Source organism: Vibrio sp. 10N.222.52.B12 (assembly GCF_002875385.1).
Taxonomy (GTDB): Bacteria; Pseudomonadota; Gammaproteobacteria; order Enterobacterales; family Vibrionaceae; genus Vibrio; species Vibrio jasicida.
Window position 1 is genome coordinate 92,766 of record NZ_MDAW01000145.1, and the last position, 24,630, is coordinate 117,395.

A 24,630-nucleotide genomic window follows, 5' to 3' on the forward strand; every position below is an offset into this window, starting at 1 on the left:
AACCACCGAAATTGCGGTGGTTTTTTATTTGTTCTTTAGTAAATACCGAAACCTACAGACAAAAAGACCACGACAAAGCGTGGTCTCAATCCATGTTACATGGCTTACTGGTCTGCCTTTAAGTTCTCTACGCGAGCTTTCAACTTCTGACCCGGGCGGAACGTAACGACACGTCGAGCAGTAATTGGAATATCTTCACCAGTTTTCGGGTTACGACCAGGTCGTTCGTTCTTATCACGAAGATCGAAGTTACCAAAACCTGACAGTTTTACCTGTTCGCCACTTTCCAGTGCCTTACGAATCTCTTCAAAGAACACTTCCACCGTTTCCTTGGCGTCCCGTTTACTAAATCCCAATTTATCAAACAGGTTTTCTGCAAGTTCGGCTTTTGTGAGCGCCATAAAACTTTCCTCAAAGCTATGTTAAACAATGCTACCTTATGTGTAGCGCCAGAGCAGTTTTACCCTACCAATTCAACAACATATCGGGGTTACATCAGGAAGTGTATGCCAAGCTTATGATTTTCGCCAACTTTTTTCTTTGCTAATATATCGTTCACTGGAAGAGGAAGCTACTTTACCCACCAATATTTCGAGATTTTACTTTAATTCTCTCTTTTCAAGGAAAAATATCCAGTTCAAATTACTAGTTTAAAAACAAAAAACAACATTAATCACTATTTAACAAAAATGTCAGATACTGGTCACTTTACAAACAATTGACAAAAAACTTTCCAATTTTTCAGTGGTTTGAGTGATGAGCAATATAGATCTGACCAGTACCATTCAAGTTACTTTTAATGCAGATACTGCTGATTTTTCCATAAAAAGAAAGCTTGAACGGTGCCAATATTCTGATGAGATAACAATGACGACATAGAGAAACGTTGGTACTGTTTGCAAATAAATAACTCCCGTTCAGAGCACCCAATGTTTCACCAAGTCATCAGTATTCTGTTCCCTGTTTTTGCTTTAGCTTGTGCGGGTTATTTAGTCGGACGTTATATCAAACCAGATTTTCGGCCGATCAATCGCATCAACATGGATGTGTTTACTCCTGCATTGGTCTTTTCGTCTTTGGTCAGCATGCCTCTTGATATTGGGCAAGCCCCCCTCCTACTGGCCGCAATTATTGCTGTTATCGTCCCTGGGTTACTCATGCTACCCATAGCCAAGTTAACAGGACTCTCTTTCAAAGCGTGGGCACCACCACATATGTTTAGAAATAGCGGAAACCTTGCAATTCCGTTGTTCACCTATACTTTTGGAGAGCTAGCTCTCCCTTCTGCAGTATTGTTGTTTGTGGTTTCTGCCTGTTTACATATCAGTTTGGGCGTGATGCTTCTAAGTAGTGGCAACCCATTGAAGCAAATGTTTAAAATGCCTATTTTTATCTCTGCTTCTTTAGCACTCATTATCAACCTTTCTGGATTCAACGTTTGGCCACCATTTTACGAAGCGACCGCTTTACTTGGACAAGCCGCTGTCCCTGTCATGCTGCTTTCTCTGGGTGCTCAGATGTGTAACTTAAGACTTGGTGGTTTGAGAGTAGGGTTGCTTTGTACAGTGCAGTCGTTGTTAACTGGTGCGGTCGCGTTTGCGGTAATTTATTGGCTTATCCCACTTCCAACCATGCAATTGCAAATGATGGTGCTATTTACAATGTTGCCACCAGCAGTGATGAATTATCTTTTTGCTGAACGATTGAACATAGAGCCGATGACCGTCGCCTCTATGGTGCTATTTGGTAACTTCTTTAGCATTCTCACGCTACCATTACTGTTAATGTTTACGCTTTCATTGACATAAAGGCATAAAGCTCGCGGACCACACAGCGATTAACAATGTTACACTGCACTAAATAACTCAACAGAATGTCAGGCTATTTCATAATCGTGCGTACCGTTATCCAAATTAGTGATTGCCACTTAAGCGATGAATCCAGCTTTAACCGCCTTCGCAAAGCCCTTAATACGGCTCAAAATGAAACAACCTGCGACACTCTCCTACTGACTGGAGACCTATGCTGCAACCCTAGGGCTAGCGACTATCAAGCTTTGCTTGCGTTCTTAAATAGACATATCCAAAACAAACACGTTTATGCCATTGCAGGTAACCATGATGACTTCATCCTAATGAAAGAAGAATTTCGTGATAGCAGCATTCATGTTGTTGAAAAAGCGGAAATTCATGGGCGACAAGTATTGTTTTTAGATTCGAGCGCTAAACCATTAGATGAACACCATCCTCTTGGCTCTGGCCGAGTTGATAACCGTGGAGTTGCCCGCTTTAAACGGCAGCTTCGCCATGCAACCAACCCGATTGTCGTTGTCCACCATCCCATTATTCCTGTCGGCTCAGACTGGATGAAAGCGATTTGTTTGGAGAACGATGCAAGCTTACTTGCGCTTTTGGCTAAGCATCGAGTTCAAGATGTAATTTGCGGGCATGGTCATGATGCACTAACGGTGACGAAGCAAGGTGTGACTCAACATATGGCCCCCGCCACCGCTTACGGCTTTGACCACAGTATTGACGAATACAACCGAAGTGAAAAGATTGGTGTGAATAAGATTTTCTTTGAAGATGAGAGGATCAAAGTGGAGACAATTTGGCTCTAGCTATTCCCTATTCCAAAAATACAAAAAACCCTGCCAAACTGGCAGGGTTTTCATTTCTTAAGAAGATGCGTTACGCAAGATTAGTCACGTAGAGACGCACCAAACTTCTCAGAAACGTGAGCAACGATAGCGTCAACCGCACCAGCGATATCTGCATCTTCAAGCGTACGCTCAAGTGACTGTAGAGTCAGAGCAATGGCTAGGCTCTTCTTACCTTCTTCAACACCTTTACCTACGTAAACGTCGAACAGTTTCGCATCTTTAAGGAACTCGCCACCTTGCTCTAGACAAGCGTTAACGATGTCACCAGATGCAACAGCTTCGTCCACGACTACCGCGATATCACGACGGTTTGAAGGGAATTTAGAAAGTGCTACCGCTTCTGGGATCACTTTGCTGTTGATTGCAGACCATTCGATTTCGAATACGATAGTACGACCGTTTAGACCGAACTTACGCTCAAGCTCAGGGTGAACTGTACCGATCACGCCCACTTCTTTGCCATCTACGATGATTGTCGCAGATTGACCTGGATGAAGTGCTGGGTTAGCTTTTTTGCTTTCAGGTGACAGTGCAGCGAAAGAGTATGCTTTTTCGTTCGCAGATAGCTCTAGAATCGCTTCTAGATCGCCCTTAAGATCGAAGAAATCAACCGTGTTAGTTTCGATATCCCAGTGCTCTTCACCACGAGTACCAGCGATAACACCTGCAAGCATTGGCTCTTGGCGCATACCGTTTTCTGCAGATTCACATGGGATGAAACGTAGGCCGTATTCGAATAGACGAACGCGTGGCTGTTGACGTTTCTGGTTGTGAACAACCGTGTTCAGCAGACCTTGGATAAGACCAAGACGCATCGCTGACATATCCGCTGAAATTGGGAATGGCAGGATTAGCGGCTCAACACCTGGAACAACTAGCTTTTGTTGCTCTGGCTCAACGAAGCTGTATGTAATTGCTTCGTGGTAACCGCGGTCAACAAGAAGATCACGAACGCGTTTCAGTGGAAGATCCGCTTCAACGTGGTTGTGCATCTTAAGCGCTGCTGCTGGGTGTTGGTTAGGGATGTTGTCGTAACCGTAAATACGGCCAACTTCTTCAATCAGGTCTTGCTCGATAGCGATATCAAAACGCCATGTTGGCGCTACTGCCATCCAACCTTCTTCTGAAGCTTCAACAGTCAAACCTAGACGCTCTAGGATTTCTACTACGTCAGCATCAACAATGTGGTGACCTAGTAGGTTGTCTAGTTTAGTACGGCGTAGAGCAACTTTGTTGGGCTTAGGTAGGTCTGTTTCAGACTCTACAGCAACAACAGGTGCAACTTCACCGCCACAGATTTCAACAAGAAGCTCTGTTGCACGCTCCATTGCGTTTACTTGCAGTGCGTAATCCACACCACGCTCAAAACGCATAGAAGAATCTGTATGCAGACCGTAGCTACGTGCGCGACCACGGATGTGGTCAGGTGCAAAGAATGCACACTCTAGTAGAACGTCTTTAGTCTCAGTTGTTACACCAGACTCCTCACCACCAAAGATACCTGCAATTGCAAGTGCTTTGTTGTGGTCTGCTACTACTAGCGTATCTGCGTTTAGTTCTGCTTCGCTGCCGTCAAGAAGAGTTAACTTCTCACCTTGCTCAGCCATACGAACTACGATGCCACCTTCGATCTTCGCTAGATCGAATGCGTGCATTGGTTGGCCTTGCTCTAGAAGCACGTAGTTAGTGATGTCTACAACAGGATCGATTGAGCGAATACCACAACGACGCAATTTTTCTTGCATCCATAGTGGCGTTTCAGCTTGAACGTTCACGTTCTTAACCACACGACCTAGGTAACGTGGACACGCAGCTGGCGCTTTCACTTCGATAGACACTTTGTCTTCGATTGAAGTCGCTACTGCTTCTACTGATGGCTCAGTCACGTCAGCGCGGTTTAATACACCTACTTCACGTGCCATACCGCGAATGCTGAAACAGTCAGCACGGTTTGCTGTTAGGTCTACGTCTACCGTTACGTCGTCTAGACCTAGGAATTCACGGAAATCGGTACCGATTACTGCGTATTCTGCTAGTTCCATGATGCCGTCTGACTCAACGTCGATACCTAGTTCAGTGAATGAACAAAGCATGCCGTGAGATGGTTGACCACGTAATTTCGCTTTTTTGATTTTAAAATCGCCCGGAAGAACAGCACCAACTGTTGCTACTGCTACTTTCAAACCTTGGCGACAGTTGTGTGCGCCACAAACGATGTCTAGAAGCTCTTCTTCACCCACGTCAACTTTCGTTACACGTAGCTTGTCCGCATCTGGGTGCTGACCACATTCAACAACGTGACCAACTTTAACGCCGTTGAACGAACCTGCTACAGGTAGTACGTCGTCAACTTCTAGACCCGCCATTGTAATTTGGTGAGTTAGTTCGTCAGTGGTAATCGAAGGACTAACCCACTCACGAAGCCATGATTCGCTGAATTTCATAGTGATTTATCCCCTGGATTACTTGAACTGTTTTAGGAAACGAAGGTCGTTCTCGAAGAACGCACGTAGGTCGTTTACGCCGTAACGAAGCATCGTTAGACGCTCTACACCCATACCGAATGCAAAGCCAGAGTATTTCTCAGGGTCGATGCCTACACTGCGTAGTACGTTCGGGTGAACCATGCCACAGCCTAGAACTTCAAGCCATTTGCCGTTTTTACCCATTACGTCTACTTCAGCCGAAGGCTCTGTAAATGGGAAATAAGATGGACGGAAACGAACTTCTACTTCTTCTTCAAAGAAGTTACATAGGAAGTCGTGCAGAATGCCTTTTAGTTGAGCGAAGTTCACGTTCTCATCAACTAACATGCCTTCCACTTGGTGGAACATTGGCGTGTGCGTTTGGTCGTAATCGTTACGGTATACACGGCCCGGTGCAATGAAACGGAATGGTGGTTTGCCATTTTCCATTGTACGGATCTGTACGCCAGACGTGTGAGTACGAAGCATCAAATCAGGGTTGAAGAAGAAAGTATCGTGGTCAGTACGCGCTGGGTGATCAGCGGCAATGTTTAGTGCATCAAAGTTGTGGAATGCATCTTCGATTTCTGGACCAGACTCAGTATTAAAGCCAAGTTCACCAAAGAACTTTTCAATACGCTCAACAGTACGAGTAACTGGGTGTAGACCACCGTTCTCGATACGACGACCTGGTAGTGTTACGTCAATCGTTTCTGCTGCTAGCTTCGCTTCAAGCTCTGCACGTTGTAGTGCATCTTTACGAGCTGCGATAGCTTGCTGAACTACGCCTTTCGCTTTATTGATCTCTTGACCCGCTTCACGGCGCTCTTCTGGTGGTAGTTTACCTAGGCTTTGAAGTTGAGCAGTTAGCTCACCTTTTTTACCTAGATACTGAACACGCACTTCATCAAGTACGACTAGCGATTCTGCGGCTTCAATTGCTGCACTCGCGTTAGCAATGATCTCTTCTAGATGTTGCATCGTTTCCTCATCTACCTATTGGTAGTATCCATAAGGGAGTGATTGGTTTTTTGATAGCTGTACATAGTAGCCAAACCCGCCACCAAAGCCAAATTGAATTATGAAAAGAAGAGGTTATTGAATAAAAAGAACACAAAAACGCAAAAAAAGCAGCTTTGCACGTAAATCCCTAGGATTATGGCTTGCTGCTTTGTGCATAAATACTGCAGTTTCGTCCCCAAGTGAAAACTCTTTAGGTCAGTCGACAATGCTAAAAATAATATTGAATAGATAGCTCGACAAAGTCATCGTCTCTGGCGAAGTAAAGCAGATCGGTAGGCGTTTCGTTTTTAAACAACCAAGCATCGATTTGCCACTTGAAATGATTTGAAATGCGGCTGGAAGCCTCAAGTTTTGCGTTGTACACATCGGAGTTGTCGAGATCTTGCGTTATACCCGTTAAGATTTCTGTGCCGTCTTCGTCATTGAGCGCTAAACGAATGCCTGCAAAGACATCATTTTGACCGATATTTTGCGCGTTGTTCCCACGGCTATCATAGAGATACTCACCAATAATGCCTACGTCCCATACTGTCTCAAAAGCGCCTACTATCGTGTATTCAAAACCCGTCACGACGCCGATATGATTGTCGAAGCTATCGCGGTAGACACTCTCTAGCTTCCATAACCAATCGCCCACGATGCCTTGAACATCCAGCCCAACATGGCTCATTAGGGCGTAATAAGGTTTTAACTCTCCTTGATCAAACCGAAAATACGGGTCACGGTTTGTTCCATAAACATAGCTTAAGCCAACATCCCAATCGCCAAACATTTGTGCGTACCGAAAAGCGACATCCACATGCTTTTCTTCTCGGCTAGATTCATACAGCGCATCATCAGATACAACGGGTTCAATCCTCAAACGTCCATCTTTACCTGCAAATGTTCGTTCGCGAAAATAAGGCAACACCATGGCATCGACCACTCCCCAGTCTTTGACTGACGTAAAATGGACCATGGGTTGGCCGAGTTTACCTTCACCATCAACGGCTTCTACCGCATCGACTTGGTTTATGACATCAACCAGATGTGCTGACTCGGTCAAACCCCAGAAGACTTTACTGATCCCGACACGTAGCTCGTAGTCATCCCAATAAGTTAAATACAACGCTTCGCGAATATCACCATGAGTCCGCTCGTCATCCATACTGTCTAAACGATAAAAGGGAGTGAACGTGAAACTGGCTTCCCCATCTTTTAGGTCCCAGTAAAACTCCGGCTGCAAAACCAGTGAAGCTTGTCCTTTCCCCTGCCCCTGAGCACCATCGGAGAAAAACTGACGATGCTCGATGTTGACCTGTCCTGCTAACTCAACCGCCAATAAAGAGCCAGAGAAAGGCATAGTGGTTAGGCCAGCGAATATCATACTGGCCATGTTTACCCTACTCATTCGATCTCCTTACTTAACGCGCTTAAGTATGTTTTTGTTGAAATCGGAGTCTTTTAATCCAGTTTGGAACGTTAACTCACTTGTTGTCAGCTCAGTACTCTTGCCGGTCTGGTGATTGGTCATCGCCATCGTGTGCGCTCGCCAATATTGATTTAAGTACTGTTTGTAATCAGAGAAAACCAAAGTCTTAAGTAGCGCGCCTTTACGGTCATAGAACTCTACTTTCATTGGACGATAATGCGCTTTGTCCAACCACACAACTTGCTTGGTGTAACCTGAATTTTTATCGGTTGGAATTTGCTCTAAAACAAACGTATCTTGCCCTTTGATAGCGTCATCCTTGAGATAGTTAAATCGATACTTCTCAATTTCAAACGAACTTAGATCTTCGTACGCAAACTCACTGCCCATAAATGGCCCCGACTTATTACGTGATGCAATACGTTTGACGCGCTTTAATGCAGGTAGATAGAGCCATTGGTCATCGGAACCCACTGTATGTGAATGATTCAGGAATGCTGTGCCTTTTACATCACGTGGCTCATCAAAAATGGTTAACCCTTTGTCACCATCATCAACTACCTCAAGAGACTTTAAGCGCATCGCTCGAGTACTGCTTTCCCCTTGAGCATTTCGCAGGATCATTTGCATTGTCGCAACAGAATCACGCCAACCTTCGTCACGAGCCTTGCGTTCTTGTGCAATTTCCAAACCTTTGGTTTCGTCAGCCCAAGAAAATGGCGTCATGAGAAAAGAGGCTGCTATTACCGCTACTTTCAATCGTGTATTGAGTAAATTCATCATTCTATCCTTGTCTGTTTTCAGAATTACAACTGAGTTGCCGTAACACTTTTCTGTGAGTCCGTATCGGGGTTATTTATTGCCTTGTTTTGGGCATAAGCTTCTTTATCGAATAACATCAATAACGTTGGTAGGAACAAGAAATCCACAACTAAGGCAATAAAGATGACTATCGCACTCAGTTGGCCCATGTCAGCATTCAAACGGAAGCTCGACATTGCCAAAACAGAGAAACCTGCGACTAAAACGACTGTCGTTATCCAAAGTGCTCGCCCCACTGTGTGGAACGCATATCTAACCGCTTGCTCGGCAGTTTGCCCTTCTTTACGTGCGCGTTGATATTTTGACAAAAAGTGCACGGCGTCATCGACCACGATCCCGAGTGTCAACGTCACTACGACAGACAATCCTAGGTTGATTTCTCCTGAAATCAGCGCCCATAAACCAAACCCAATGACAGCTGGTGCGATGTTTGGCACCAAGCTGATCAATCCCAGCTTGAGAGAGCGAAGCGCAAAGATGAGCAGTGCAGAAATAAGCACCAATGTGATAGGTAAGGTAGAAAGCATACTTGCCATGTTGGTTTCACCAATGTGGGCAAACATCAACGAAGGGCTCGACGCAACGACTTCATATTGAGGAGCGTTATTCGCAAACCAAGCGTAGATACGATTCTCAAGGTCAACCAATTCAACGCTGCCTAAGTTATCGACGGTCAAAACCATTTTAATTGAGGATTTATCAACATTAATTTGATTGTTGAGATCTAACCCATAAGGCAGTGACATTTCGTAAAGCAGCAAATACTGCGCGGCTAATTCGCGATCTTGTGGTAGTGAATAATAAGCATCATCGTCGGCATGCATGTTTTTATTTAGACGCTTATACACATCCGCCAGAGTTGCGACATGATCAGTTTCAGGCTGAGCACGCAACCAATCGGTGAAACGACCAATCGAGTTCAAAAATATTGGGTCTGCTATTCCCTGCGACTCATTAGTTTTGATGGCAATACTGATGTTTGTCATCCCACTGATTCGCTCTTCCATAAAGTCAGCGGCTTGGCGAAAGTCACTTCGTGAATCAAAGTACTTCACAGATTCATCATTCACTTTGTTTAGCGGGATTAAGCTAGCACTGACAACGATCACTAGAACAGAAAGGGGTAACAAGGCTTTTCGATTTGTCACCACAAAATCGCCTAGCTTATCCATAAAATCAGAACCGTTTTTCGATGTATTTTGTTTGACTCGTATCGGTAACAGTTTTAATAAGGCTGGCAACAAAGTAACAGATAAGAAACAGGCAATCATGACGCCCAGCGCGGATAAATTACCGAAGTCTCGTAACACTGGAGAATCCGACATATTCATCATCAGAAAGCCAATCGCCGTTGTTACTGAAGTAATAAGGATTGGCATGAAGTTGAGTGCAATACTGCGTTCTATCGAATGCGCTTTGCTAAATCCATTTTGCATAGACTGACGCATCGTGGCGATAACGTGAACACAATCTGCAACCGCGAGTGTCATGACTAAAGTTGGGACATTGACCGTCGCCGTACTCAGGAACATACCTGCCCAACCAGATAGTCCCATAGTTGCCATCACGGACCCGATAATCACGACCAAGGTCGCAATCACACTCAAGAAAGAACGTAACATAATGGTTAGGAACACGAGAATAACAAGCAACATCGTAGGGACCAGCGTAGCACTGTCTTCTTGCGCAGCCGTCATAAAGGCGTAGTTCATCGCGATAATGCCTGCTTTATGAAACTCAACATTTGGGTAATTCTGCTGGTATTGCTCAATCATCCTATTGATGTGGTTCATCACTTCTTGAACTTCAGCGGTCTTATCAACTTCAGGCAATTGAACCGTGATATTTACAATCGTTACGTCGCCCTTCTCAGAAATCAAAGCGTTTTTAATCACTGGTTCCGTCAGGGCAATATGCTTAACTTTGGCAATGCGCGCCGACGTTAATTCATAGTCGTCATAAAGTAGGTCTTCGACAAGAAGATCATCTTCGATTGCTTCGGTATGTTGATAATTCGCAATGGAATCAACACGACTTGAGTAAGGGACTTGCCATGAGTCAACCGTTAAGTTTTGGACAAGTTGGAGGGTTTCTGGGGTGAAGACATCATTGTTATCTGGTGCAATAACAATGGCTAAGTTATCGGTTTTAGCAAAGGTCGTTTGAATTTCATCAAAGGCAAGCAACTGCTTATTAGTGCCATCAAAAAAGATATTATAGTCACCACGGAAATAGAGATTCTTTCCTCCGATGGTCGCGAAAATCACGAGTAATACCGTTGCCAGCAATACCCAGATACTATACTTGGTTGGAATCTTCCCCCATTGTCCGGTGGAAGTTTGTTGAGCTTGGCGGTGTTTCATCACACTCTCCCTTTGTGACGTTTCGTCAAAAGACGGAGCAAAAAAGCAGCTTTCACTGTTTCTCGATCCAGATTCGCTTTAAACCTTGTTGTTGCATCACCTTTATAAAATTATTGATGCAAAAACAATCGTTATTGACGATCCGTCAAATAGTGTGATTAAAAAACCAATCTTTATTGGATTGGTTTTTTGCATTCATGGGAATCAGCGATTCGCTGAGTCTAAGAATGCAACTTCTTCACTGAACAATTCCTGCTCCACTCGACGCCAAGTTTTACGGTAGTCCCACTCTGTTGAGAGCGGCAACCATCCTAGGCCATCAAGTAACATATTCGCATTGTGAAGCACAGAGAAGGGGTCTTGTAGGCGCTGGATACAACGACTGTTCGATGCATTTTGCGCCAGCGCATTAGAGCCAAACGCAATAGACCAATTAGCAAACACAATAGCATCTGAGCCAACAGCTGGAGAAAACTTAAGATCCCCTATTTCTACTGCATGGTTTACCAAAGCGTCCGCACCGGATATCACTTCTTCTTCCAACTGGTTTAATTCGTTAAGGCGCGTTGGAGATGCTTTTTCTATCACCCACGGCGTTTTAGCAACAATTGCACACGTTGATAATACAGGCTCCATGCGAGCATAAATACGACACCCAACATGCATCGCAATGATCTTCTCGCGAGTATTACCATCAAAGTTTGCCGTACGCTCGAAGAACACGGCTTCACTCTTCAATGAATGGATACATAAAGCAAGAATCACGTCCTCTTTGCTACAAAAATGGTTGTAGATGGTCCCTTTTGAATAAGGGCTCGCTGCGGTTAGCTTATCCATCGTGAGATTTGCAAACCCCTGCTCTTGCACCAATGACTTCGCAAGCTGAATCAATTCTACCTCACGATCGGCAATCGCCTGTTGTTTCTTAGTTAAGCCGGAAACAACACGACAGTCTTGCTGTTTGTCATTCTTTTTGCAGCCAAAATTAAACATAATTCTTTGATCCGTATCCCCATGTGACGCTAACGAATAGTAACACGAATATGATTGGCAGAAAGTTCATTACCTTTCTGACGAATCGTCATAATTGACACATCGTCATGTTAGCTCATCAATTACACATTACAAGTATGAATCTATAAATCACTAGAAATAACTACATGTTATATTGATAGACTTGGCTTATCCCCAGCCGAAGCGATCGCACATCGGATATCTTCAATAAAGTTACCATCAGTTTGAACAATTCCATCAGAGAAGGTAACAGGTTGGTGTGGTCCCGCAACCAGTAAGACATTCGTAAAATCGGAGACATTGAAATTTTCTGCTACGACATTCTTGGAGTGAAAATCGAGAACAGTGCTCGCGACCTGTTCTTCTAATGTAAGTAATTGTTCTTCAGTAATTTTCATTCGAGATAATGCAACACGAACACACTTCTCGTGCGTGGTCGTTTGATCCTTGATGATCTCTGTGTACTTGTCGTTAAGCTTCGAGTTTTCAGCGTAGCTGTAGTAAAGCGGACCATGCAGCGTAATGTTGTTTTCTTCATCAACATAAACCAGATCAAGTAACTCTAGCGCGCCTAAATAGTCCGACATACTTTGTTTCGAGAGGTCATACTTTTTCATTAGGATGGTATAGCCGTCTTTCCCACGAAGCATCCGTAACTCTCGATAAAAATCGTAAAGATGAGGAAATTGGAAAAAGACTTCGTCTTGCGTGTGGCTAAAGTAATCTTGATCCTCAGCTTGAAGTTGATTTGCCAGCTTCTGCAATTCATCGAGGGTGCAGTCAACCGCGCGGCAATACTCGAGTAACTTATCTAGAGCAAGGTTAGTACTAGTTAAATGACGTTTAAAAGTGGACAACGGCATGCCCATTTTCTCAGATAACTCTCGATATGTTAGCCCTTTAGTTTTTATCGCTTGTCGTAATGCGGCTAACAAGTACTCGGGAGTGAGTTCTCTCATCTACAATTCCTTATGGCAATGTTACAGCTGTATAGTATTTGTAACAATTTAGAATCACTTCGCAAGGCATAAGTTCATATTTTTATAAGAAAACTTTGAATTAATATACTTTCATTCACATTTACGATGTTAATACTGGCACTTAAAATGCATTCAGTTTCATTATATTTGGCAAATTCATTACATTATAAACATCATAGTTTTAATGCTATTCGTCGCATTAAATCCTAGAAAGTAAAAATATGGCGAGAGCTTACGACTCGAACAAGCATTATGCGTTAGAACATTTGCCCTAAAAACAATTCATCAAAAAAGGCATAATTATTCATCAGGACTGATGGTTCGTGAACACAATTAGGTTTAGCAGCGCAGTGCGATCGAAGTCACTTTAGTCAAAATTTCAAAGCAACGAATGGATACAATAAATACCTAGAAATGGTGATCTGCATATAAACGATAGGAAGAGGAACCCAATTAGGAACGACGTTGTCTTGGACTTATTGACAACGTCGACAGACTTTTCGTACTAGATGGCGAGACAAACTCACCGACATGAATGACACACAAGGGGGGAGTTAAAAATAGCGAACGAAAAAACAATCTGCACTGTATTAAAACGACAAAAGCCTCTTCAACTATACGAGCTTCACAGCCGTTCCAAACGCAAGAATTTCAGAAGAACCATCAACAATTGAGCTAGTTGTAAAACGGATGCCAACCACCGCATCAGCACCCATATTCGCTGCATCTTCGACCATACGCTGAATCGCGATATTTCGAGCTTCAGTCATCATTTCTGTATAACCGCGAATCTCACCGCCAACGATACTTTTTAGACCCGCCATGAAGTCTCGACCAATGTGTTTAGATTGAACCACATTCCCCGTTACTACACCCTTTATCTCAGCGATTTCTCGTCCTGGAATCGTCTCGGTTGTTGAATAAATCATGTTAAGCCTCAGTAAGATAGTTAGATAACTCAATCAAGTTACCATCTGGGTCTCGAATGTAAACAGATAGGATGTTACCAATTGCACCGGTCCGTTGAACAGGCCCTTCAATTACCTCAATAGCATGAGCTTCAAGGTGAGAGATAATATCCAAGATAGGTGTGTCTGTAATAAAACACAAATCAGCACTGCCAGAAGCAACTTGACGTGCTTTAGGTTCAAACTCGCTCCCTAGTTGGTGAAGATTTATCTTTTGCTTTCCATAAATCAAGGCTACTCGTCCTTCACCGAAAGTGACACTTTCCATACCGAGAACCTGTATATAGAAATCCAGTGTGGTTTGAATGTCTTTAACTGTCAGTACAAGGTGATCCAAGCGGTTTATTTTCATTAAAGCCTCTCTATAATGCTTCAGATGAGATGACTGCCTCAATCTCAATAGATAAGTCGGGGTGAATCAAACGGCTCACCTCGACTAATGAACAAGCCGGTAAATAGCCCTCATAGAAGTCGAATAATACCGAGCGAATCTCTGACAGTTGGTTTATATCGGTTATAAATATCGTCAGCTTGATGAGGTCACGTTTCTCTCTTTGTTCTTCCGCAAGTATTTTCGATAAGTAAGACAGAATCGTTTTTGTTTGCTCGATTAGATTTTCACTTTGGCTCGGTGAGCCCATTGCTGTCAATCCGGAAACATACAAGGTCTCACAATGTCTTGCCGCATGGACATAAGGACCAGCAATTTGCGGCAAAAATTCGTAACTGATGCGTTGAACCATTTTGACTCCCCTCCCTAGCGGTTGTATTTCCGTTTATTCAATATCTCTTTCACTTCGTGCGTTTTTTCTAAATCTACTTCATAAACATTGGCTAATGCACAAACATATTATACCCAAACGTCTTCAATGAGCAGGATTCAGAGCGTTGTCACTGACTCTAGTTCAAAGTCAAACAACTTGAGGAATAGTCTTTCTATTTCCATTTTGTTTGGCAAAGAAATAGTGTTAGTGACACGCTCCCAAAGGGCGAGTTGCCTTGGCTTGTATACTTTGTTGTCGATTTTCGATTTAGAACCACTAGATCTTTAAATCGCCGCCGCGCCTACAAACCAATGCAATCTCGCTGAACCTAGCGCATTGAGGATATTTGGGTATACGCGTACGTCGTAGAGTTCTTCCGCGATTGTTCCTTTAATTGTGTCCTCTGTCGGTTGTCCAGTGGCGTCTTTCCTAATCGATTCAGACAACTCACCCACTTCTTCAATCAGTTTGAGGAAATAATGCTGTTTCTGTTCCGGGTCGTGATCAAACTCTTTTATATGCGCTTGTAGTTGTCGAATGTCCATTTCTAATCCTTTTTGTTTGTAATCCTAATAAACCCTACCATCAGTAGATAACAGAATGATTGAACGCGATATTCCCAATAGCTCGGTAACACAGATGCTCCTTATCCATGACGTGATGAGTAGAGGAAAAATAGCAAATCCAACCATTGGAGCAACTTATTTGGTCAGAGTTAGGATATAAGCGGGAAACGGGAAACGGGAAAGTCTATGGTAGGAGAAACAGAAAGCAATAAAAAAGGAGAGCTAATGCTCTCCTTTTCTTAATCCTAAACTGCTAATTAAAGAGCAGCTTTCGCTTTTTCAACTAGAACAGCAAATGCTGCTTTATCGAATACTGCGATGTCTGCTAGGATCTTACGGTCGATCTCGATAGATGCTTTCTTAAGACCGTTGATGAAACGGCTGTAAGATAGACCATTTTGACGAGATGCTGCGTTGATACGTGCAATCCATAGTTGACGGAATTGACGTTTCTTAGCGCGACGGTCACGGTAAGCGTATTGACCAGCTTTAGTAACTGCTTGGAAAGCTACGCGGTAAACACGTGAACGTGCACCGTAGTAACCTTTAGCTTGTTTTAGAACTTTCTTATGACGTGCACGAGCTTGTACACCACGTTTTACGCGAGGCATTATGCTTCTCCTAAACTAAACGATTGATAACTATAAAGAATTAAGCGTATGGCAACATACGAACAACTGCAGCAACTTCACAACGTGGAAGAATTGCATTTGGACGTAGCTGACGCTTGTTCTTAGTAGTACGCTTAGTCAGGATGTGACGTTTTGTAGCGTGCTTGTACTTAATACCACCAGCAGTTTTCTTAAAACGCTTAGCAGCACCTTTGTTGGTTTTCATCTTAGGCATGATGAATAACTCCGCATTGAGTAGGTTTAATAAACAACGTAATTAGGGCGAACAAAACCCAACCGCTTACCTTTAAAAGGGAAACGGCTAGGTCTTAATTACTTGATGAGCCGTTAATTACTTCTTTTTAGGGGCTAGAACCATGATCATCTGACGACCTTCGATTCGACTTGGGAAAGATTCCACTACAGCAAAGTCTACAGTGTCTTCTTTTAAGCGATGAAGAACGTCAACACCGATGTCTTGGTGCGCCATTTCTCGGCCACGGAAGCGAATTGTTACCTTCACTTTGTTGCCTTCTTCAAGGAAACGCGTCAGGTTGCGTAGTTTTACCTGATAGTCTCCAATATCAGTTCCAGGACGGAATTTTACTTCCTTAATCTGAACCTGTTTTTGCTTTTTCTTCTGCTCTTTAGCAGATTTGCTCTTCTCAAAGAGGAATTTGCCGTAGTCCATAACACGACAGACTGGCGGCTCAGCGTTAGGACTGATCTCCACAAGATCCATGCCTGCTTCTTCAGCAGCTGCGATCGCTTCTTGAATCGATACAACACCAACTGATTCACCGTCAGCGCCAGTTAGTCGAACTTCACGAACGCCACGAATTTCACCGTTCATACGGTGTGGGTTTTGTTTTACCGGCTGTTGGCCGCGTCTTCCGCCTTTAATAGCTTATTCCTCCAGATTGAGCTTACGGCTTGAAATCTCGTCTTGGATGTATGAAATGAAATCATCCACTTTAAATTTGCCGAGATCTTTACCTTTACGAGTACGTACTGCGATTTCGCCAGCTTCCATTTCTTGGTCACCGACAACAAGCATATACGGTACACGCTTCAAAGTGTGTTCGCGGATTTTAAAGCCAATCTTCTCATTTCTCAAGTCCGCTTTAGCTCTAATTCCACTTTTTTGTAGTTTTTGTACTACTTCCTGAACATAATCTGACTGTTTATCAGTAATGTTCATAAGAATTGCCTGTTCTGGCGCCAACCAAGTTGGGAAGAAACCAGCATATTCTTCGATAAGAATACCAATGAAACGCTCTAGTGAACCTAGAATTGCACGGTGAATCATCACCGGAACAAGACGTTCATTGTTTTCACCTACGTAAGTTGCACCTAAGCGACCTGGTAGGTTGAAGTCTAACTGAACAGTACCACACTGCCATGCACGGTCTAGACAGTCGTATAGCGTGAATTCAATCTTAGGACCGTAGAATGCACCCTCGCCTTCTTGAATCTCGTATGGAATTTCCATTGATTCTAGAGACTGTTTCAATGCTTCTTCAGATTGATCCCAGATTTCATCTGAACCTACACGTTTCTCTGGACGAGTAGACAGTTTCACTACGATGTTGTCGAAACCAAATGTTTGGTACGTATCGTACACCATCTTGATACAATTTGTTACTTCTTCTTGAATTTGGCTCTCAGTACAGAAAATGTGAGCGTCATCCTGAGTAAAACCACGTACACGCATAATGCCGTGTAGTGCACCAGATGGTTCGTTACGGTGACATGAGCCGAACTCAGCCATACGTAACGGTAGATCACGGTACGATTTTAGACCTTGGTTAAAGATCTGCACGTGACCTGGACAGTTCATTGGTTTCAGTGCGTATTCACGGTTTTCAGAAGAAGTGGTGAACATCGCATCAGCGTACTTGTCCCAGTGACCAGAACGTTCCCAAAGAACACGGTCCATAATAAGTGGACCTTTTACTTCCTGGTAACCGTATTCGTCTAACTTAGAGCGTACAAATACTTCAAGGTCACGGAAGATAGACCAACCATTGTGATGCCAGAACACCATACCTGGTGCTTCTTGTTGCATGTGGAATAGGTCTAGTTGCTTACCAAGTTTACGGTGGTCACGCTTCGCTGCTTCTTCAAGGCGAGTAAGGTGCGCTTTCAGTGCTTTCTTATCGTGGAAAGCCGTACCGTAGATACGTTGAAGCATTTTGTTGTCGCTGTTACCACGCCAGTAAGCACCCGCAACATTCAATAGAGTGAAATGTTGACAGAAACTCATGTTAGGAACGTGAGGACCGCGACACATGTCGATGTATTCTTCATGGTGGTAAAGACCTGGACGATCATCACGAGATACGTTTTCGTCTAGGATTTCCACTTTGTATGGTTCGCCACGTGATTCAAATGTATCACGTGCTTCCTGCCAGCTAACCTTTTTCTTAACAACTTCGTACTTGGTCTTCGCTAGTTCTTTCATACGCTTTTCAATCTTTTCAAGATCGTCTTGCGTTAGAGATTCTTCTAGGTCGATATCGTAGTAGAAGCCATTGTCGATGGTTGGACCGATCGCCATTTTAGCTTGCGGGTAAAGTTGCTTTAGAGCGTGACCAAGAAGGTGAGCACATGAGTGACGAACGATTTCTAAACCGTCGACTTCATCTTTAACTGTGATGATCTCAAGGCTTGCGTCTTCTTCAATTAAGTCACACGCATCAACGCGGTTACCATTTACACGACCAGCGATAGTTGCTTTTGCAAGACCAGGACCGATCGATTGCGCAACTTCCATAGTAGAAACTGGGTTGTCAAATTGACGCTGACTGCCGTCAGGAAGAGTAATAATAGGCATGCTATATCCTTTACAGTGGTGTTGCACACCAAGCAACACATGTTATTCAAATTAGAAGATTTTTCGAGAATCGGTAAAGGCCGCTCGGTAACACGAATACCGGACCAATATCGAGAAGGGGATTGTACCTAGCTCACATTTAGAATGCAAAGAGCGATTTCAATTTATCACTGAAACTTCATTGTTCAACGAATGAGAGCCTCAATAATTTTGAAAAAAAATCGACGCGATCTAAAAATGAAAATAGCTCTGATAGTGAGCGTTCCTCTTCTATCAGAGCTTATGAGAACCGTAGAGTAAGCGATTACAGGTTAAGAGTCGGAGCGATTGCTGCTGCAACCTGTGAATCTGTCGCATCAACAGGTAAAGAGAATGAACGATACTGATCACCAGACATGCTAAATGAGCGGTCGATCTCCGCTAAGCAATGGAGCGTCGCACCATCCAATATAAATGACAATTCGATTTCTTTAGTGGAAACGAAGCCGTTATTACGGAACTCTAGCTCTTGGTAAATACCCGAACGTGACGAGAATGTATTACCACGTAAGAAGCCCTTCTCTACATCGGCTTTAACCATAGTAAAACCAGCTTGCTCAATGGCGCCAATTACTCGTGATGCTGCGGGTAATGGCTTTACTTCAATGTAGTCACGATCGCGTGGGTCAATCGCAAAACCGATGTCTAATGTGGTTTCTACCCAAACGTGGCACTGGTTTTTCATTGCGCTTACTGCCGTAATTGGCGTTTCATCGTACAGTTTTAACTCGAACGGCACTTGTTTTTCTTCATTCGGTTGGATTATGAAAGGTTCAACCGCCTTCAATTGATCGATCGTGAATGTCTGGTAACTAACGCTGTCATCTGCTTCTACTTTCATTTCCGTGTTCAGTTTGATGGTGATGGCATCAATTTGTTGTTCAACATCACCACCTTTGATTTGGACGTGACCACGTAATATTGAACCTTGATAAACGCTCATCTCATCTAAAATCGTATCTACCTTTGCCGAGCCGATACCAAGCGATGCTTTTAGTTTTTTAAACATGGAATTCCTTTGTGACTGCCTGTTTTATTAATTTTGTTGTGGAGAACCTTTGTTTACACAACTGATGAAAGTACTGCAAGCAATAGACCTCAAGAATGCGGACTAATTCCTTTTATCTATTCACAGAATAGGTTTAGGTATTTGCAATTTGTACATAGATTACGCACTATTTGTATAGTCAATTAAAAGGAAGTCATTATGTCTGCGCCACTTTATAAGCAAATCAAACAGTTTATCCTCGATAAAATTGATTCGGGAGAGTGGATGGTTGGACACCGCATCGCGACAGAATTTGAGCTGACCGAACAATTCGGAGTCAGTCGAATGACGGTAAATAAAGCCATTAGAGACTTAGTTAACGAAGGCAAACTGCAACGCCGCCCTCGCCTCGGCACCTTTGTTTGTGATCCGGCTGAGAAGTCTGAATCTCCCCTATTAGACATTCGTAACATTGCTGATGAGATCAGCAATCGTGGTCGAGAGCATCATAGTGAAGTTCGCCGACAAATTGCAATCAAAGCGGACGATGATATCGCAACCAAACTGGGCGTCATGCTTGGTACTACCGTATTCTACAGCGAGATCATTCATTTTGAAGATAGCACACCAATACAGCTAGAACTTCGTTGGGTGAACAGTCAATACGCACCAAGTTACCTCAATCAAGACTTCACGTGCATGACACCAAACCAATACCTTTCTAATAATTGCCCTCTTAGCGCCATCGAACATACCGTAGAAGCCATTGTCCCAGATGGACGCGTGAAGCAAGATCTTAAAATGCAAGCTGACGAACCATGCTTACTGCTCAACCGACGCACATGGAGTCAAGACAAACTGGTCAGCACCGCGTTACTTTATCACCCAGGCAATAAGTACAAATTAAGCTCTAAGATCTTATTGTAAACTAGGCATTACTTCTTCGTTTTGATCACATTTCAGCAACATTAGTCTTGTCAGTGATGCTTTTTTCTCCTATTTATTTGTATATACATTTAAAGATACAAATCAGAAGGAAACATCAGAATGGATTTGCTGATTGAAAATGCACGCCTCGTCACTCTGCAAGAAGGAGAACAAGGTTACCTGCCCTTCCCCCTTGCTCGCGTCGGCATTCGGTCAGGAAAAATTGTCGCCATCAGCACGAAAGAACAAGGTAACGATAGCGAACATACCGAATCCATTTTGAATCCAGACCACTACGAACAAACCATTGACCTTCAAAGCAAGCTATTGTTGCCAGGTTTGATTGATTGCCACACTCATCTTGTGTACGCCGGAAATCGAGCCAACGAGTTTGAAATGCGCCTCAATGGTGTGCCTTATGAAGAAATCGCCAAGCAAGGCGGTGGTATTCTCTCTACCGTTCATGCCACTCGTACCGCCACTGAAGAACAACTTATCGAACTCGCTTTGCCACGTTTAGATGGATTGCTCGCAAGCGGTGTTACCTCTATCGAAGTTAAGTCTGGTTACGGTCTCACGCTAGCTGATGAAATCAAGATGCTGCGAGCAGCGAAAGCCTTAGAGCAAGAGCGCAAAGTAAAAATCACCACAACTCTACTCGCCGCTCATGCACTCCCACCAGAATTTAGAGACCGTGCTGACGATTATATCCAACACATTTGTGATGACATTATTCCCCTCGTGGCAGAAGAAAAGCTTGCCACCAGCGTCGATGTGTTTTGTGAATCGATTGGTTTTAACTTAGCGCAAACCGAGCGGGTCTTTGAGGCGGCAAAAAAGCATGGCTTGCATGTAAAAGGCCATACTGAGCAGCTCTCTGATTTAGGTGGTACGGCTTTAACCGCCCAATACAATGGTCTTTCTGCCGATCATATTGAATATCTGGATGAAATTGGCGTACGTGCGCTTGCCAATTCCTCGACCGTGGCAACCTTGCTCCCTGGCGCATTTTACTTCTTACGTGAAACCCAATTACCACCTATCGATTTGCTTAGAACGCACAAGGTGCCAATGGCGATAGCGACGGATATCAACCCTGGCACGTCACCATTCGCAGATTTAACCCTGATGATGAACATGGCTTGCACTCTGTTCCGTTTAACACCTCAAGAAGCACTGCGTGGCGTCACTCAAAACGCAGCAAAAGCGTTGGGTTATGGGGAATCTCGTGGCGTGATTGAAGTCGGTTATGATGCTGACTTCTCAATTTGGGATATCGAACACCCAGCAGACCTCAGTTATCAAGTCGGCGCAAAACGTTTGGTAGGTCGTATAGTCAATGGTGAATATGTCTCTCACGGAGGACTGTGACATGGCTCAATCAGATCTGAATACCGCTCCATTTCACTGGCAAGGTCGTCATGATGCTGAAGATGGAGAACTGGGTAAACGCGTTCACCACGTGATTAAAAATATTCCTGTCGAAGAGTTGCCGAGCAAAAGCGAAGGCGTCTCGATCCTTGGTTTTGCTACCGATGCGGGTGTTGCCAGAAATAAAGGCCGTATTGGCGCGAAAAAGTCACCGGATTTAATCCGTCGTGCCCTAGCCAATCTCGCTTGGCACCAAAATGCGCCGCTTTACGACCTCGGTACTGTCGTTTGCGAAGACGACTTACTAGAGAGCAGCCAATCGCAATGCGCGGCCACAGTTGCTCAGGCACTACCCCATTCACCTGTCGTCGTCCTCGGTGGCGGGCATGAGATCGCATGGGCGTCATTTTCTGGGTTGGCCGAATACTTCAAAACTCATCACCCAGAAAAGCGGCCAAAGATTGGCATAATCAACTTCGACGCACATTTTGACCTACGCGCTTTTGAAAGTTCGCTGGCAGATGTAAAACCAAGCTCAGGCACACCGTTTAATCAAATTCATCACTTCTGCCAACGCAATGATTGGAAGTTTCATTACGCTTGCATTGGTGTCAGTCGCAGCAGCAATACCAAAGCACTATTCCAGAAAGCGGACGAACTCAACGTTTGGTATGTGGAAGACAAACAGCTTTGCTACATGAACCACAGCTACCATTTAACGCAGCTACAGCACTTTATCGATGACTGCGATTACCTCTATCTAACGATTGATTTGGACGTATTCCCTGCGACAACAGCTCCGGGTGTAAGCGCCCCAGCAGCGAGAGGAGTCAGCTACGACATCATTTCGCCGTTTCTCGACCGAGTCCTACATTACAAAAACAAGCTTATGCTGGCAGACATTGCCGAGTACAACCCCACGTATGACGTCGATAGTCAAACCGCTCGATTGGCAGCCCGCCTATGTTGGGACATTGCCAATGCCATGGCAGAGAAAGACCATAAGCCTAAATAAGCAAACCCAATAACGATTAACTCGAACAGCACTTTACTCGAGTAGAAATAGCCAAGCACAGACTTGGTACACACGTGAAACTAAAGGAGTCTTAAAATGACACAGCGCCAAGGACAAGATCCACGACTTGATACCAGCAGAACAATTCGTGCTCCACGCGGTACCGACCTGCGCGCCAAATCTTGGCTGACGGAAGCCCCACTTCGTATGCTGATGAACAACCTTGACCCAGACGTAGCCGAGCACCCTCACTCGCTCGTTGTATACGGTGGTATCGGTCGAGCAGCACGAAATTGGGAATGCTTCGATAAGATTGTTGAAGTGTTAGAAAGACTCGACGATGACCAAACTCTTCTCGTTCAATCAGGCAAACCAGTTGGCGTTTTCCCGACTCACAAAAATGCGCCACGCGTTCTGATTGCGAACTCAAACCTAGTTCCACATTGGGCCAATTGGGAGCACTTCAATGAGCTCGATAAAGAAGGCCTGATGATGTACGGACAAATGACTGCAGGTAGCTGGATTTACATCGGCTCACAAGGCATTGTTCAAGGCACTTACGAGACGTTTGTCTCGGTCGCTAAAAAGCACTTTAACGGCGAGGCAAAAGGTCGTTGGATTTTAACTGGCGGTCTAGGTGGTATGGGTGGCGCGCAAACCTTAGCAGGTACCATGGCAGGCTTCTCTATGATAGCCGTCGAGTGCGATGAATCACGTATCGATTACCGTCTACGCACAGGCTACGTCGACAAGAAAGCCACATCGCTAGATGAAGCGCTAGCGATGATCAAAGAATCCGACACGCCTATTTCTGTCGGTCTACTAGGCAACGCAGCAGACATCTTCCCAGAGCTTGTGGAACGTAACATCACACCAGATGTAGTAACAGACCAAACCTCTGCGCACGACCCATTGAACGGCTACTTACCTCAAGGTTGGAGCATGTCTCATGCAGCAGAAATGCGCTTGCAAAATGAAGCCGGCGTAGTGAAAGCGGCGAAACAATCAATGGCTGTACAAGTTCAAGCCATGCTAGAGCTGCAAAACCGCGGCGCTGCAACACTGGATTACGGAAACAATATCCGTCAAATGGCGTTGGAAGAAGGCGTAGAAAACGCATTTGATTTCCCTGGTTTCGTACCGGCTTACATTCGCCCATTATTCTGTGAAGGTATTGGGCCATTCCGTTGGGCAGCGTTGTCTGGCGATCCAGAGGACATCTACAAAACCGATCAGAAAGTAAAAGAGCTGATCCCTGATAACCCTCACCTGCACAACTGGCTAGACATGGCACGTGAACGCATTCAGTTCCAAGGTCTACCGGCACGTATCTGTTGGGTGGGTTTAAAAGACCGTGAACGTCTTGGCCAAGCCTTCAACGAAATGGTGAAAAACGGTGAACTTAAAGCACCGGTTGTTATTGGCCGTGACCACTTAGACTCCGGCTCTGTAGCCAGCCCGAACCGAGAAACCGAAGGGATGATGGATGGCTCTGATGCCGTATCGGATTGGCCGCTACTTAATGCGCTATTGAATACAGCAGGCGGCGCAACGTGGGTGTCTCTACACCACGGAGGCGGTGTTGGTATGGGCTTCTCTCAACACTCGGGTATGGTGATTTGTTGTGACGGCAGTGATGATGCGTCTGAGCGTATTGCTCGCGTACTTCACAATGACCCAGCGACGGGCGTTATGCGTCATGCCGATGCCGGCTACGACATCGCCAAACAATGCGCAGCCGAACAAAAATTAGATCTACCAATGCTCAACGAAGAACTGAAAAAGCTGAAGTAAGGATGAAAGAC

23 protein-coding genes are annotated in these 24,630 nt (G+C 44.4%); 6 read left to right on the forward strand and 17 right to left on the reverse strand.

Features of this window, described 5'->3' with window-relative positions; genetic code table 11:
• Nucleotides 1-104: 104 nt before the first annotated feature.
• Nucleotides 105-401 (reverse strand): integration host factor subunit alpha, encoded by a 297-nt coding sequence (gene ihfA / locus BCT11_RS21225; RefSeq protein ID WP_005427969.1) that lies wholly within the window; start codon nt 399-401, stop codon nt 105-107.
• Between the two features lie 528 nt (nt 402-929).
• Here ihfA and BCT11_RS21230 point away from each other — a divergent pair.
• Complete coding sequence (locus BCT11_RS21230) at nt 930-1,808, forward strand: AEC family transporter (protein ID WP_038868634.1); 879 nt, start codon at nt 930-932, stop codon at nt 1,806-1,808.
• 86 nt (nt 1,809-1,894) lie between these two features.
• Complete coding sequence (locus BCT11_RS21235) at nt 1,895-2,620, forward strand: metallophosphoesterase (protein WP_102389276.1); 726 nt, start codon at nt 1,895-1,897, stop codon at nt 2,618-2,620.
• 80 nt (nt 2,621-2,700) lie between these two features.
• On the opposite strand, the gene pheT is transcribed toward BCT11_RS21235, so the two are convergent.
• The 16 genes from pheT to BCT11_RS21320 form a co-directional block, all read right to left on the reverse strand.
• A complete protein-coding gene (gene pheT / locus BCT11_RS21240) occupies nt 2,701-5,106 on the reverse strand; it encodes a phenylalanine--tRNA ligase subunit beta (RefSeq protein ID WP_102389234.1) in 2,406 nt (801 codons plus the stop codon).
• An 18-nt stretch (nt 5,107-5,124) separates the two neighbouring features.
• Nucleotides 5,125-6,108: a phenylalanine--tRNA ligase subunit alpha gene (pheS, locus tag BCT11_RS21245; protein WP_038868637.1), complete on the reverse strand. Its 984-nt coding sequence runs from the start codon at nt 6,106-6,108 to the stop codon at nt 5,125-5,127.
• Nucleotides 6,109-6,358: 250 nt separating this feature from the next.
• Entirely contained in the window at nt 6,359-7,540 is a 1,182-nt protein-coding gene (locus tag BCT11_RS21250; RefSeq protein ID WP_198593983.1) for a hypothetical protein, read from the reverse strand.
• Nucleotides 7,541-7,549: 9 nt separating this feature from the next.
• Nucleotides 7,550-8,341: an outer membrane lipoprotein-sorting protein gene (locus tag BCT11_RS21255; protein WP_102389236.1), complete on the reverse strand. Its 792-nt coding sequence runs from the start codon at nt 8,339-8,341 to the stop codon at nt 7,550-7,552.
• Between the two features lie 26 nt (nt 8,342-8,367).
• Nucleotides 8,368-10,746, reverse strand: coding sequence for an MMPL family transporter (locus BCT11_RS21260; protein ID WP_102389237.1), 2,379 nt, complete (start codon nt 10,744-10,746; stop codon nt 8,368-8,370).
• Between the two features lie 204 nt (nt 10,747-10,950).
• Nucleotides 10,951-11,739 carry a TetR/AcrR family transcriptional regulator gene (locus BCT11_RS21265; protein ID WP_102389238.1) on the reverse strand — a complete coding sequence of 263 codons (789 nt, stop codon included), beginning with the start codon at nt 11,737-11,739 and terminating at the stop codon, nt 10,951-10,953.
• Nucleotides 11,740-11,909: 170 nt separating this feature from the next.
• Nucleotides 11,910-12,719, reverse strand: coding sequence for a helix-turn-helix transcriptional regulator (locus BCT11_RS21270; protein WP_038868644.1), 810 nt, complete (start codon nt 12,717-12,719; stop codon nt 11,910-11,912).
• A gap of 635 nt (nt 12,720-13,354) precedes the next feature.
• Nucleotides 13,355-13,669, reverse strand: a complete 315-nt coding sequence (locus tag BCT11_RS21275) for a heavy metal-binding domain-containing protein (RefSeq protein WP_038868645.1) — start codon at nt 13,667-13,669, stop codon at nt 13,355-13,357.
• Between the two features lies 1 nt (nt 13,670).
• Nucleotides 13,671-14,060, reverse strand: a complete 390-nt coding sequence (locus tag BCT11_RS21280; protein ID WP_039974511.1) for a VOC family protein — start codon at nt 14,058-14,060, stop codon at nt 13,671-13,673.
• 10 nt (nt 14,061-14,070) lie between these two features.
• Complete coding sequence (locus tag BCT11_RS21285) at nt 14,071-14,451, reverse strand: RidA family protein (protein ID WP_038874716.1); 381 nt, start codon at nt 14,449-14,451, stop codon at nt 14,071-14,073.
• A 305-nt stretch (nt 14,452-14,756) separates the two neighbouring features.
• On the reverse strand, nt 14,757-15,017 hold the full coding sequence (locus BCT11_RS21295) for a hypothetical protein (RefSeq protein WP_009705878.1): 261 nt from the start codon (nt 15,015-15,017) through the stop codon (nt 14,757-14,759).
• A gap of 278 nt (nt 15,018-15,295) precedes the next feature.
• Entirely contained in the window at nt 15,296-15,649 is a 354-nt protein-coding gene (rplT, locus tag BCT11_RS21300; RefSeq protein WP_004727974.1) for a 50S ribosomal protein L20, read from the reverse strand.
• A gap of 40 nt (nt 15,650-15,689) precedes the next feature.
• Nucleotides 15,690-15,884: a 50S ribosomal protein L35 gene (gene rpmI / locus BCT11_RS21305; protein WP_009705876.1), complete on the reverse strand. Its 195-nt coding sequence runs from the start codon at nt 15,882-15,884 to the stop codon at nt 15,690-15,692.
• 117 nt (nt 15,885-16,001) lie between these two features.
• A complete protein-coding gene (gene infC, locus BCT11_RS21310; protein ID WP_080774336.1) occupies nt 16,002-16,553 on the reverse strand; it encodes a translation initiation factor IF-3 in 552 nt (183 codons plus the stop codon).
• 3 nt (nt 16,554-16,556) lie between these two features.
• Entirely contained in the window at nt 16,557-18,485 is a 1,929-nt protein-coding gene (gene thrS, locus BCT11_RS21315; RefSeq protein ID WP_102389239.1) for a threonine--tRNA ligase, read from the reverse strand.
• Nucleotides 18,486-18,789: 304 nt separating this feature from the next.
• Entirely contained in the window at nt 18,790-19,533 is a 744-nt protein-coding gene (locus BCT11_RS21320) for a sporulation protein (RefSeq protein WP_102389240.1), read from the reverse strand.
• Nucleotides 19,534-19,731: 198 nt separating this feature from the next.
• Between BCT11_RS21320 and hutC the strand changes: the two genes are divergently transcribed.
• The 4 genes from hutC to hutU all read left to right on the forward strand — a co-directional run bounded on the left by hutC (nt 19,732) and on the right by hutU (nt 24,619).
• Complete coding sequence (gene hutC / locus BCT11_RS21325) at nt 19,732-20,439, forward strand: histidine utilization repressor (RefSeq protein WP_042604579.1); 708 nt, start codon at nt 19,732-19,734, stop codon at nt 20,437-20,439.
• Between the two features lie 120 nt (nt 20,440-20,559).
• The gene (hutI, locus tag BCT11_RS21330; protein ID WP_102389241.1) at nt 20,560-21,810 is read left to right on the forward strand and encodes an imidazolonepropionase; all 1,251 of its coding nucleotides are present in this window, start codon (nt 20,560-20,562) and stop codon (nt 21,808-21,810) included.
• 1 nt (nt 21,811) lies between these two features.
• Complete coding sequence (gene hutG / locus BCT11_RS21335; RefSeq protein WP_102389242.1) at nt 21,812-22,825, forward strand: formimidoylglutamase; 1,014 nt, start codon at nt 21,812-21,814, stop codon at nt 22,823-22,825.
• Nucleotides 22,826-22,921: 96 nt separating this feature from the next.
• On the forward strand, nt 22,922-24,619 hold the full coding sequence (gene hutU, locus BCT11_RS21340) for a urocanate hydratase (RefSeq protein ID WP_038874701.1): 1,698 nt from the start codon (nt 22,922-22,924) through the stop codon (nt 24,617-24,619).
• Nucleotides 24,620-24,630 lie beyond the last annotated feature (11 nt).